At 57.2% G+C, this 12,754-nt stretch carries 10 protein-coding genes; 3 read left to right on the top strand and 7 right to left on the bottom strand.

Translation table 11 applies throughout. The features are described from left to right. Positions 1 to 28 precede the first annotated feature (28 nt). The 4 genes from EQG79_RS16835 to EQG79_RS16850 form a co-directional block, all read right to left on the bottom strand. Complete coding sequence (locus EQG79_RS16835) at positions 29 to 2,836, bottom strand: response regulator (protein WP_165358917.1); 2,808 nt, start codon at positions 2,834 to 2,836, stop codon at positions 29 to 31. Between the two features lie 340 nt (positions 2,837 to 3,176). Further along, positions 3,177 to 5,036 carry an outer membrane protein assembly factor BamB family protein gene (locus tag EQG79_RS16840; RefSeq protein ID WP_129602730.1) on the bottom strand — a complete coding sequence of 620 codons (1,860 nt, stop codon included), beginning with the start codon at positions 5,034 to 5,036 and terminating at the stop codon, positions 3,177 to 3,179. Between the two features lie 89 nt (positions 5,037 to 5,125). Beyond that, complete coding sequence (locus EQG79_RS16845) at positions 5,126 to 5,575, bottom strand: GNAT family N-acetyltransferase (RefSeq protein ID WP_129602732.1); 450 nt, start codon at positions 5,573 to 5,575, stop codon at positions 5,126 to 5,128. Positions 5,576 to 5,593: 18 nt separating this feature from the next. After that, positions 5,594 to 6,766 (bottom strand): glutathionylspermidine synthase family protein, encoded by a 1,173-nt coding sequence (locus tag EQG79_RS16850; RefSeq protein ID WP_077922540.1) that lies wholly within the window; start codon positions 6,764 to 6,766, stop codon positions 5,594 to 5,596. A 174-nt stretch (positions 6,767 to 6,940) separates the two neighbouring features. On the opposite strand from EQG79_RS16850, the gene EQG79_RS16855 reads away from it, so the two are divergent. Next, complete coding sequence (locus EQG79_RS16855) at positions 6,941 to 7,888, top strand: nucleoside hydrolase (RefSeq protein WP_236648824.1); 948 nt, start codon at positions 6,941 to 6,943, stop codon at positions 7,886 to 7,888. A 113-nt stretch (positions 7,889 to 8,001) separates the two neighbouring features. After that, positions 8,002 to 9,543, top strand: coding sequence for a YifB family Mg chelatase-like AAA ATPase (locus EQG79_RS16860; protein ID WP_129602734.1), 1,542 nt, complete (start codon positions 8,002 to 8,004; stop codon positions 9,541 to 9,543). A 15-nt stretch (positions 9,544 to 9,558) separates the two neighbouring features. On the opposite strand, the gene EQG79_RS16865 is transcribed toward EQG79_RS16860, so the two are convergent. Next, positions 9,559 to 10,068 (bottom strand): hypothetical protein, encoded by a 510-nt coding sequence (locus EQG79_RS16865; RefSeq protein ID WP_129602736.1) that lies wholly within the window; start codon positions 10,066 to 10,068, stop codon positions 9,559 to 9,561. Between the two features lie 27 nt (positions 10,069 to 10,095). After that, on the bottom strand, positions 10,096 to 11,010 hold the full coding sequence (locus EQG79_RS16870) for a phospholipase A (RefSeq protein ID WP_129602738.1): 915 nt from the start codon (positions 11,008 to 11,010) through the stop codon (positions 10,096 to 10,098). 273 nt (positions 11,011 to 11,283) lie between these two features. Here EQG79_RS16870 and EQG79_RS16875 point away from each other — a divergent pair, with 273 nt between their 5' ends. Then, positions 11,284 to 11,793: a hypothetical protein gene (locus tag EQG79_RS16875; protein ID WP_206445595.1), complete on the top strand. Its 510-nt coding sequence runs from the start codon at positions 11,284 to 11,286 to the stop codon at positions 11,791 to 11,793. A 4-nt stretch (positions 11,794 to 11,797) separates the two neighbouring features. Here EQG79_RS16875 and EQG79_RS16880 read toward each other — a convergent pair whose 3' ends face one another. Continuing rightward, on the bottom strand, positions 11,798 to 12,730 hold the full coding sequence (locus tag EQG79_RS16880) for a sugar phosphate isomerase/epimerase family protein (RefSeq protein ID WP_077922545.1): 933 nt from the start codon (positions 12,728 to 12,730) through the stop codon (positions 11,798 to 11,800). Positions 12,731 to 12,754 lie beyond the last annotated feature (24 nt).

The raw sequence follows: 12,754 nt of genomic DNA on the forward strand, positions 1-12,754 counted from the left end.
AAACGACAAAGCCGGTACAGTTGTGTACCTAGTCGGCAGTGGTGCCCCGTAGGGTCGTTTCCAGGGCCAGCCGCATAACGGGCAGCTCGGTTTCGATGGCCTGTATGTACTGTTTGACCAGTGGCGCAACGTCGGCGGCTTCGTTACCGGCGGCAATCTGCTCTTCCAGGGTGGCAATCAGCGGACTCATGTACGTCAGGCCAAACGTCCGGATGGGCACCTTCTGCGTGTGGATCAGCCGGCCAATTGTTTTTGTGTCCTGTGCGGTCAGGGCCTGCCGGATCTGCTCCAGTTCAACCGGTGTCTGCTCAAGAAACAGGTCCAGAATCTCAGCCGCAAAGCCCGGATCGTTATCTACCGCGTTCAGTAGCGGTTCGAGCGTAAAGGCCGAACTGGTGGCGGGCTGGGGCGGAGCCGGGGCTGGCTGGGCCGGCAGCGGATCCGCAACCGCATCAGGACGGGCCATGGGGGTGTATTTCCGCATAACGCGCTGCAGCTCCTCAACCTGAAACGGCTTGGGCAAAAAGTCATTCATACCGGCCTGAATACACTGCTCGCGTTCGCTAGCCAGCGCATGGGCCGTCATGGCGATGATCGGGACCGAGTTTTGCAGGGTGTTCCGAATGTGGCGGGTGGTGGTGTAACCATCCATGACCGGCATCTGAATATCCATCAGCACCAGATCAAACGGTTCTTCCTGCAGTTTGTCCAGCGCTTCCTGCCCGTTTTCGGCCACCTGCGCCGTATAGCCCAGCCGCTTGAGGACCTGCAGAGCCAGCTTCTGGTTCATCATGTTGTCTTCGACAACCAGTATACGCACGTTCTGGCCAATGAGCCCGGATGGCGCTACGAACAGATCACCTTCTGTCTCGACCTGGCTGGGCGCTATCTTATACGGTATCTCGAGCGTGAAACACGACCCTTCGCCCAGCCGGCTCGTTACGGTTACCCAGCCGCCCTGCATCTCGGTCAGCGACTTGACAATATTGAGTCCCAGCCCGGTACCGCCGTAATAGCGGGTCGTAAAATCGCTGGCCTGCCGGAATCGTTCAAAAATATAGGGTAGTACATCGGCAGCTATGCCGATTCCTGTATCCTGCACCACAAACCGCACCCGAACCAGATCAGCCGTTTCGTCCAGTTTTTCGATTCGGGCGGTTACGCCCCCCTGTTTGGTGAATTTGATGGCATTACTGAGCAGGTTCAGCAGAATTTGGGTCAGCCGGGTCGGGTCGCCCAGCACGATGGCCGGTAAGGAAGGATCGACATAGACCGTGAGCTGTAAATTCTTTTCCGAAGCCACGGGCTGGAGCATGGTTCGGATTGAGTCCGTCAGCGAATTGATACTAAACGGGATCGATTCTAAGGGTAACATGCCAGCTTCAATTTTAGCAATATCGAGGATATCATTAACGATGGTCAGCAGGTTTTTGCCCGCCGTACGAATAAAGCCCAGAAACTCCTGCTGATCCGTATTGAGGGGCGTTGTTTCGAGCATGGCCGAGAAGCCAAGAATAGCATTGAGGGGCGTCCGGATTTCGTGGCTCATGTTGGCCAGAAACTGCTTCTCCGTATAGCGGGCTTCGTTCAGGGCGAACGAGAACCGGTAGGCCAGCACAAGCGCCTGCAGGAAGAAGAAGCCCACATAGCCCACAAACAATATGAGCACAACGGGAGTGGCAACGCCGAAATACTGCGCCAGAATCAAACTGAATACCGACAGGAGCAGCCCCGTACTCATGAGCGAATACGCGGCTCCCGGGCGCTGCCGCCGATAGGCCGTCCAGTACACATACATGGCATACCCAATGTAGGCGACCATCAGGACCAGAAACGGATTCATCAGCTGCGTGAATACGACCGTTGGCAACACCAACACCGTTCCGGCAAAGAGGAAACAGATCCAGGTCATGGGCGTAATGATGCGCCGATGGGTATCTTTCGGGTACAGCGACTGCGTATAAATGACAAAGATGCCGATGGCCAGGTACAGCGATGCGTATTCGAGCCGGAGTGTGAGGCCCCAGGGTAAACCCGGAAACAGGGTATGCAGCGAGTACAGGTTGGTGCCGATCAGGCGGTAGCTGTACACCAGACAGAACAGGCCGAAATAAAGCATGGGATGATCCATCCGGCTAAAACCGTACAGCCCCAGAAAAAACAAGCCGATCATCAGCACGCAGCCCGTCAGAAACAGCGCCAGGGCCCGGTCTGTGGCCATACTGGCTTCCATCTGCGTGGTCTCCCCAATCCGTATAGCTTGTGAAGCGCCCCCTTTGGCGTGGTGAAAATTAGCCACCTGAAGCAGTAGCTGCAGGGTATCGGCAGCTGGCATCCGAACCAGCTGGGTCGACCAGTGCGGAATGGTTTGGGCAGCGGTAGTGGCCGGGTTGCCATCATGAGCGACGTCTGTACCGTTCACGAACAGCCGATAAGCCGAGTAGTGATCGGGTACTTTCAGCATGATCGGCGCCGAGCCCGGCGGCAGCAGAACGGTTAGTCTGTAGGTAGCAAACCCCTGGCTGGGTATGGCATGTCTCTGCCATTGGCTGGACGACCATAGCTTCGGAAAATCGGTGAACTCGTGTGCCGATTCGGGCTGGTTGGGTAAACGCAGCTGGTTCCAGTACCAGACCCACTCCCCCCTCAGCGCCACGTCATCCTGCGAAAGATCCGTCTGCCTCAAATCCAGCACGCCCTGCCGGGCAACTGGCTGACCCACGGCCGTACCGCCACCCAGTAACCCCAGAAAACCAGTCAATGCAATCAGAATGTAGGTATATCGGGGCAGGTTACTCCTGAACGAATAGCCCGCAAACGCCTTCACAGGCGGCATATACCCGTCAAAATCACGCTGAAAAACATGGTTTAGATGGGTATATGGAATGGAACGGTGGTAATGCATCCGCAAATCGTCTACGAATAGCTGAACAGTTAATCACTAATGTAGAAATTGTAGGGGAGAGGCTGTATTGAAGGCTAAAATTAGAAATTATACTATAAAAATATTTACTTAGGGATATCTTTATTTACTTATACTATTACGTATATACGGAATAAGGCGCTATTCGACTCATTAGTTTTCTATAATAATACAACGGATACAAATCACCCTACCCCGTCCCTCCATCGGGTCGCGGCTATGGCTGCGGAGAGCGGAGCCCCTGGTTTCGTACTTAGGGGGTATACCGGAGCCGGGTTACTTTCCCGTCCATCGTAGTCATCAGAACCTCGTACTGACTCAGGGGATACACCCGGTTTACCATGGCGTTGGAGAGTTTATGAGCCCAGGCAAGCTGTTGCTTTCGCTCATCGACGGCATACAACACCCCATCGTCGGTCGGGATGAACGCCATGCCGTTCCGTACCGTAACCGGCGAAGGGCTGATCTCGTACCCGTATCCGCAGTTGACGAACCAGGCCGGCTTTGGCGTCTCGGAGCGGGCCGATATAGCCCAGAGTGTGTCGGTCATGCATTTGATAAACACCAGCGACCCATCGTCCGACAACCCGCTGGATTCGAATCCTTTATGCTCCGACGATTTCCAGACTTCGCGTCCGGTTTCCGCATCCAGAGCGGTAAGGGTCCGGTCGGGGGTTTGCAGGAAAATACGTCCGTGGGTCAGCACCGGAATACCGGCAGCGGGCGAGAAATTACGCCCTTTCTTATTGGTCCAGGTCCAGGCTGGCTGCCCCGATTTCCGGTTCAGCGCGTACAGCGTTGACCCCCATGAGCCCACGTATACCCGTTTTTTGTCAACTACCGGTACCGACTCGACAAAGCCCTCTACCCCGTTGAACGTCCATCGCTCAGCCCCCGTCCGGAGTGCCAGCGCCCGAAACTTACCTTCCGAACTACCGATGTATACAGTTTGGCCATCAATACGGGGCGATGCGACGATGGGTTGACCGGTTCTGACCGTCCAGATGGCCTTCCCGTTTCGTTTGTCGAGGCAGTAGATGGTGCCGTCTGTAGAGGCCACTACGATGCTGTTCTTATGCAGGGCAGGGGTCGAATAGACTTTCCCGCCGGTCATGAACCGCCAGCGCACCGAGCCGTCGGTCAGCGACAAGGCAACCAGTTCGCCCCGGGTGTTTGGGTAGAACGCCATCTCTTTGTCGGCAATGATGCCGGCGCCAATGTCGCTGCTATCCTGTTTGACCCAGACCGGCCGAACCCTGCTGTACTGCTCGTTGATCTGGTACGAAGGTCGGGGAGCGGTGGCTGGTTTTTGCCCGAACCGGTGATTCTGAAGCGCAATTGTTCGCCAGGGGGCCGCCGTCTGGCCGGGCTGCTCACCAACGGCGGGCGTGCGGACGGCAAACGTCATGGTATCGTTCTGTATGGTAACCAGGTTATAGCCCCCTACCGCGTCTTTGGCCCGTAGGTTCGAGCGGCCCATCGTTGCCGGTATCCCCTCAAAATCCATGGCTTTGTTGGCATGTCCATGACCACATAGTGCCGCCTGCACGTTGGTTTTTTTCAGATCGTCGATCAGCAGGTACCAGTTGGCCAGCGCATCGTCCAGCGGGTAGTGGTTCATGAAGATAACGGGTCGGTCGGTGCCGGCCAGTTTGTCGGTTTCGGACCGCAGCCAGAGAACGTCTTCGCGCGAGACCAGCCCCGGCGACATGCGCATGTTGGGTCCGCTGCCGCAGCCGATGAAACGGTATTTGCCGTAATCGAACACGAAGCGCTCGGCTCCGAATACCTGCCGAAAGCGGTTACAGCCATTTTCTGACCATTTCGTATCGTGATTTCCCGGAAACAGGTACCACTTACGGGTCAGTTTGTCGAGAATCTGTTTAGCCTGGTTCAGCTCCTGTTCGGTGCCAAAATCGGTTATATCGCCGGTGATGACGACAAAATCGAGGTCTGGGAGGGCATTGATGTCGCTGACCGTTCGCTGCAGGTCTTCGGCTGCAGTGGCCGTCGCCCCTACGTGGGTGTCGGTAACGAAGGCAAACCGGATGGTCTGGGCCGGACAAATAATACAGATAACGTTGAGCAGGAAAAACGCAGCCAGTCTAAACATATGACAGAATCGAAATACAAGATTAGCCAGAATAGCCCAAACGGCCTATACCCGTCTATTTTTTCTATCTGACAACTCTTTTGACTAGCTCAGATTTCTTTCTCCAGACACACGCTGTCGGCATCGTCAACGTAGGGTCCGTAGGCTGGCGTGGGTCGGTAACCAACTTTCCGATAAAGGGCAATAGCCTCGGGCTGTTTAATGGCCGTCTGGAGTTTCGCGATTCGGTACCCTTCTTCCCGGCCCCACTGCTCCAGCCCGGCCAGGATATGCTGCGCTACGCCAAGCCGCCGTATGCCCGGCTGCACATACATCCGCTTGATCTCGATGGTTTCGGCATCCAGCGGTTTAAAACAGGCGCACCCAACTGCGGCCCCTTCGTTCATGGCAATTACTACCCGGGCGTCGGCCAGGCCCTTGTTGTGCACATCGTACTCACTCTGCTTGGCTCCGTACCGGACCAGCAGGTCGGCATCCAACTCACCCACCAGCGTCTGAAAGCGCGGGTCGGCAGACGTACATCGTTGTATCGAGATCATGGTGCAGTCAATTCGTTTTTATTCGACCACATGGCCTACAAAACCGGCGCCGTTATCGAGAATGAGTTCGCCACGCCGAAAACCGAGTCCACAGGCTTCGCCCGCGTAGAAGACGCCGGCCTGGTAGGTATGACCCGCCGAATCCTTCGCAAACTCAACGTATTGCTGATAAATTTTCGGAAAGTGTCCGTAGTCGCCCCCTACTGCCTGCCGCTCGCTGCCATCGGCGTTGAGCACGCGTACGTTGGCGCCTTCGCGACCAAACAGCACTTTTTCAACGCAGGCTTTCCCGGCCAGGGGCTGGCTGTCGGTCTCGAGCAGGAGCGGATGGTCGGGGTACATCTCCCAGAGGATTTTTAGCATGTATTTGGACTGGAAAAGCAGCGTATAGGCCGGGTTCAGCACCACCGCCAGTCGTTTCCGGACAATCTCGGTCAGGATCGCCGTCAGGTCGGGTTCTTCTTCGGCAATGGTTTCCCACGGAACGAGCTTAAACCAGAAGTCGAGCTTTTCGAACTCTCCGTTTTTAGGATTCTGCCAGAAAATACCTTCCTCGGCCGAAAACTCAACCGAATCGATAAAGTCGAACTCCTGCTCAAAACCGGCTTCGCGGGCGGCTTCGCCGATGAGCGCTACGTTGGCGTCGTCTTCCGGAAATCCCCGCATGGCCGACAGCAGCAACGTGGGCTGTAAGTCGGGATTCAGCGCCAGCAGCTCCTCAAACTGCCCCGTCAGCGTCTCAAACACGGCGTTGAACTGATGACTCTCGTCGAGACCGTTGGCCTTCAGGTGGGCGTACTGCACCACGGCCGTTTCGGGCAGGCAGGTGGCGGTGTCGGCGTTGAACTCGATCAGCTTGACGGGTTGCCCGTCCACGCCCCCGGCCAGGTCGAACCGCCCGTAGAGATGAATGTGCCGATCATCGTCCCACGACAGTTTGATAAGCTCAACGAGGTTCTCGGGAATACCCAGTTCGGCAAATCGGTTCTCGTCGATCACGTGCTGACCGGCCGCTACAAACATCTCGAACAATTCGTTGGCGGCTTCGTAATAGGCGTCGGCCTGAGCCGGGGTAATGATCACCGTTTCGTTGCTCAGATACGGTAGCGTATCCTGCCCCAGCATCCAGTCCCAGCCCAGATTACGCAGTTGAACGTCGGGCGAAATAGCGAGAGTTTTGAGAGAGATCATGAGTATTGGTATGGCTGGTAGCTTTCTAGGGTATATAACAACTGGTGGAAACAAATGACTACTAACTTTTATACCAAAGAAATAAGCCCGGGGGGCTGTTGCCTAGCTATTTTATTTGGATTGTTCATGGGGCTGATAGCCGGTCAGTCCCAGGCGCAATCTGTCCCGCAAACAGTGGCTAACACTACCCAAAACCGCCATTCGAGCACAATTCCGGTTATTTTCGATACGGACATGGGTCCCGACTACGACGATGTAGGCGCCATAGCCCTGCTCCACGCCTATGCCGACAGCGGGCGGGTCCGTATTCTGGCCACCATAGCCAGCACCAGCTACCCGAACGTTGGCCGGGTACTCGATGTGCTGAACACGTACTTCGGCCGGCCCGATCTTCCCATCGGCGTTCCCAAAGGCAAAGCCGTTACCGATCAGGACCGGCAGCACTGGTCCGATACGCTCGTGGCCCGCTACCCCCATACCATCCGCTCGAACAGCGACGCCCCCGATGCCGTTGCGCTGTACCGGCAGCTGCTGGCCAGACAGCCTGACCAGAGCGTAACCCTTATTTCGGTCGGGTTCCTGACCAATCTGGCCAATCTGCTAACCTCCGGTCCTGACCAGTACTCACCGCTTTCGGGTCGGGACCTGGTTCGCCGTAAGGTAAACCAACTGGTCAGCATGGCTGGCCGGTTTCCGGCCGGCCGCGAGTTCAACGTCCACATGGACACGCCGGCCTCGAAAATCGTTTACAGCGACTGGCCAACGCCCATGCTGCTGAGTGGCTTCGAGATCGGCGAGAAAATCCACAGCGGTTTACCCCTCATCCAGAACAGCCGTATCCGGAACAGCCCCGTCAAAGACGTATTCCGCATCAGCATACCGCTCGACAAGAATGATGCCGGTGGCCGCATGAGCTGGGACCAGACCGCCGTGCTGGTAGCTGCCGAAGGGTACACGCCCTATTACACCGTTCGAACGGGGCGGCTCACGCTGAACCCCGACGGCTCCAACGGCTGGGATGCGTCGGGTCGGGGGCATCAGTACCTGGTTGAACGGGTACCCGCCCGTCAGGTCGAACAGCGCATCAACGAACTCATGCAACACCAGCCCCTGAAGCGCTGAACTCATGGAAACACAATCAAAGAAAGCGCCTACTTATTGCCGGCGTCTGGTTTTTTATTGCCGGTCTGTTCCGTAGTTTTGGCGCTCTCCAGCAGTCAATTTCGTAACTCTGTATGTTAGCCAAAACATTCGGCGCAGCCGTGTACGGTGTCAATGCCACACTGATTACCATTGAAGTAACCGTTAGTCAGGGGCTTCACTTCTTCCTGGTAGGCCTGCCCGACAGCGCCGTCAAGGAAAGCGAACAGCGGGTCGAAGCCTCGCTGAAGCACCTGGGCTACCGGATGCCGCGGCAGAAAATTGTGGTCAACCTGGCGCCGGCCGACATCCGCAAAGAAGGGTCGGCCTACGACCTGCCCATTGGTCTCTGCGTGCTGCAATCGTCCGAGCAGCTGATTCCCCAGCGCAACCTGGCCGACTATGTGATCATGGGTGAGCTATCCCTCGATGGGCGCCTGCGGCCGATCAAAGGGGTGTTGCCCATTGCCATCGAAGCCCGTAAGCAAGGGTTCAAAGGGTTCGTTTTGCCCGCCGAAAACGCGCAGGAAGCCTCTATTGTCAACAATCTCGACATCATCGGGGTCGAAACCTTACAGGATGCGGCCGAATTTTTCGAAGGCAAAAAAGATATCGAACCCCTCGTTACCGACACCCGCGACCTGTTTCAGCACCAGATCAATGCGTACGAAGTCGATTTCTCCCACGTGCAGGGGCAGGAGAACATCAAACGGGCCATGGAGATAGCGGCTGCCGGTGGTCATAACGTCATCATGATTGGTCCGCCGGGTGCGGGCAAGACCATGCTGGCCAAGCGACTGCCGAGTATCCTGCCGCCCCTGACCCTGCAGGAAGCGCTCGAAACAACCAAGATTCATTCGGTAGCGGGGAAGCTGGGTACCCGCGCCACCCTGATTGCAACCCGTCCCTACCGGGCTCCGCACCATACCATCAGCGACGCGGCCCTGGTGGGCGGGGGCGGTTTTCCGCAACCGGGCGAGATCTCCCTGGCGCATAACGGGGTACTGTTTCTGGATGAGCTACCCGAGTTCAAACGATCGGCGCTGGAGGTGATGCGCCAGCCGCTCGAAGACCGCAAGGTGAGCATTTCGCGGGCCAGATGGGCAGTGGAGTTTCCGGCTTCGTTCATGCTCATTGCCAGCATGAACCCCTGCCCCTGCGGTTACTACAACCACCCCGAAAAAGAATGCGTCTGCGGACCGGGCGTTGTGCAGAAATACCTGGCCAAGATCAGCGGCCCCCTGCTGGACCGGATCGATCTGCACGTTGAGGTAACCCCTGTGTCGTTCGATCAGATGACCGCCAACCGCCCCGCCGAAACCAGCGAAGCCATTCGGGAGCGGGTTATCCGGGCGCGGGCGCAGCAGACCGCCCGTTTTGCCGACCAGAGCGGCATCTACTCCAACGCCATGATGTCGTCGCAGATGGTGAAGGAGGTCTGTCAGATCAACGACGCCGGGCGCGCCCTCCTCAAAACGGCTATGGAACGGCTTGGTCTGTCGGCCCGCGCCTACGACCGCATCCTGAAAGTGTCGCGTACGATTGCCGACCTGGCCGGCACCGACGAAATCCGCATCGAGCACCTCGCCGAAGCTATCCAGTACCGGAGCCTGGACCGCGAAAACTGGGCAGGCTAACCCCGGCTGCCCTCGCTACTCGACCCGGAACGAATACCCATTTTTGGCCCGTTTGAGGCCGGGAATCCGGATTACGGCCAGCAGCAGGGTACCGGCAGCCGCGCTTGACCCCACGGTGAGCAGGAGTCGGGTCGCGCCCGGCTGTTCTTTGGTCAGGCCCCCGACTATATTACCGGTCAGGCTGATGGCCCCCGGCACGAGCAGCTTCGACGACCGACGGATGGTTGCGCTGGCCTTCGACACCCGCCGAAGCCCCAGAATATCCCGAACGGGTACCACCTGCGTCCGGCCAAACAGGGCCAGCGTAATCGAATCAGGCCGAATATCGGTGATGCGGGCTGCGTAGCGAGCGGTGGTTCCGAACCGGTTCGGCAGCATGATAGACACGTACTGGCCCACCACAACCGACTCAAAAACAGAACCGTCGGGACTGATCGTCTGCAGCCGTTGCGCCCCACAGGGCTGGCTGACCAGGACTACAAAAAACAGGAAGCAGAAGTAAGCGAGCGTAACGGGTAAACGCATAGACAGGCAGACGGTTAGCATCGGTCCTCAGAGCCACTCGACCAGCGAGATGCCAAAACCGATCGTGGTTTGAAAATGATTGTAATCGACCAGGGTTTCGCCGTAGCCGTTCAGCACCTGAAAATGACCGCGCAGGTTGCCCCAGACCGGATAGGTCCAGTCGAACTGCACCTGCCCCCGGTTGCGGTTGCCCCCCCGGAGCGAATGACTTCCCAGCACGGCAAACAGATGACGGTTGGTATGAAAAACCAGCAGGGCATCGGCCCGGCCAATGTTGTCGGTGATGGCCGGATTTTCGTCATCGGCATCGGGCAGGCGGTACCAGCCCCGCAGCATCAGGGTCCAGTTGCCTCGCTCCAGACCGGCATGGGCAATGACGCGGTTCCAGCTACGCGAGAGCGGCAGCGACCGACCGTTCGACTGGTGGTTGAAGGAGATGCCCAGCATGCGGTTCCGAAGGCCCAGGACCGGAAAGTTGGTGGCGAAGTTGAGGATAACCTCCGGCTCGTAGTTCGTTTCGCGGAAGGGGCGCGAAAAACGAGTGTTGTAGATCTGCCAGTGCGACTTCTGCGTGTAGCCGATCCATACGTCCCCCCGTTTACCGAGCAGGCCACGCACGACCTTTATCTTCATGCTGATCTGGTACTTGGCTTCGTAGTTACCGTAGTCGACCTGAAAAGGAAGCGAGTACATGGGATTCTCGCTCACAGGCTGCTCGTTCGGGCGGTTCGACCAGCGACCACCCGTAATGTTGAGCGGTTTGTAGGGCGTTACCCGAAATGTACTCTTGCGCGAGGCCGAATCCAGCTCCCACCGCTCGGCCAGCGAGCCGAAAACGGACTTTCTGGTGAAGAGCGGATCTTCCTGCCCGTGGCCCGGCGTCAGAAAACCACTCAGCAGCCCTATAGCCAAACCAATTCTATACCCTATTTTGCGATTCATCCGGTGTTGGTTTCTACCAGTCCGATGGATTCGGCTGTGAAAACGATCCCTGAGACGAAATCGAAAAACAAATGGTAATGAATTAAATAAATACGCTTACCAACCGAAAAAACAAACCGTTGACCGCCAATGATATACACAGATAAACCAGACAACACTTGCGTACATGCGCAGACTCATTTACCGCAATGACTTTATCACCTTTTCGTCATTTCGATCGGTCTGACGGGAGGGTTCCAGAATCCTGTATTCACTTAACTGACTTATCAACCTATGCGACAAACACGCTACTGGGTACGGCCTGTACTGATCCTGTGTTTCCTGTTCTTCCGGCTCCCGTCTGTTCAGGCGCAGCTACCCACCCAATGGCACGGAACCTGGGCGGGGACCATGCACATCTACCGGCAGCAGGCGCTGGTCGACAGTGTACCGGTGCGGCTAACGATTAAGCCATCCGATAAACCCGGTGTGCTGACCTGGCGTACCGACTACCTGTCGCCGAAGCAGCCGATGACCAAAGACTATACCCTCGTTACCAAAGACGCGGCCAAAGGCATTTACATCACCGACGAAGGGGGTGGCACGGTGCTGACCAACTATCTGTTCGGCAACAAGCTGTTCAATGTTTTCGAGGTGCAGGGCATACTGCTGACGGCTACCTATGAACTGCGCGGCAACGAGCTGATTTTTGAGGTAACATCGGGCAAAAAACTGGCTGATCCGGCCAACGGCGTCAGCAGCTATGCCGTCGACAATCTACAGCGGGTCGTATTCAGGAAGTAGGTGGTCAGGCCAGCGGAATCGAGGCTTCGTCGGCTTTGCGGATCACGTAGCGCCGGGCTTCGTCGTATTCGGCGGCCGTGCGCAGGTGTTCGAGCATGAGCGGCACCGACTGCGGCAGCGAGGTTACGTTGCGGAGATAGGTCGTATAGTCCATACCGCCCCGACCGGGCATGGTTTCGGTAAAATGACCGTCTTTGCCAGTAATATCTTTGGCATGGGCCGATACGACCCACCGCCCCAGCTTGCGAAACGTATCGTTGATCAGCGCCGTGTTGTTGTAATACCGATCCGGCGAGTTGATGATGTTGGCTATATCGATATGCGCGCCGAAAGCCGGGCGGTCGATAGCCCGGATAAATTTCAGGTAGGCGTCGGCCCCGTCGGGCGGGCTCCAGCCCATCATCTCGAGCGCAAATTTGGCGCGTTTCGGTTTTACGGCATCGATGATCCGGCGGCAATTCTCCACGGTCTCCTCAAAAAACTGCGCGCTCATGTTCCGCGCATCAGGACCGTCCCAGTGGGTAGGGTTGTACGAACCCGCAATGTTCACGCAGGTCAGCGCGCCAACGGCTTCGGCCAGGGCCAGGCGTTCTGTTACGTACGCCAGATTCTTGGCGCGTCGGGTCGCGTCCTGATCGAGCATGTTCACCCAGGCGCCTACCTCCGCGATGATCACGTTCTGTTCGGCAAACGCTTTCCGAATGGCGTCGATGCGGGCCGTGTCGGTCAGCTTCACCTCGGGAATATAGGCCGCGCTGTAACGCAACCGGCGGTGTTCCCGCGCCAGCTCGACCGGATCGTCGCTGTTGAGGAAGACAGGCCCACCCAGCCGTAACGGTTTTTGTTCGGTCAGAAACGCCGGAACAGGCGGTGTCAGCAGGCCCCCGGTCAGCACAGCCGACGAACGCAGAAAGTAACGACGAGAAACAAACGGCATAGATACAGTCGGGTAAATCTGGCA

Origin of the sequence: Spirosoma sordidisoli (genome assembly GCF_004138325.1) — a bacterium.
In the GTDB taxonomy this organism is placed as follows: domain Bacteria; phylum Bacteroidota; class Bacteroidia; order Cytophagales; family Spirosomataceae; genus Spirosoma; species Spirosoma sordidisoli.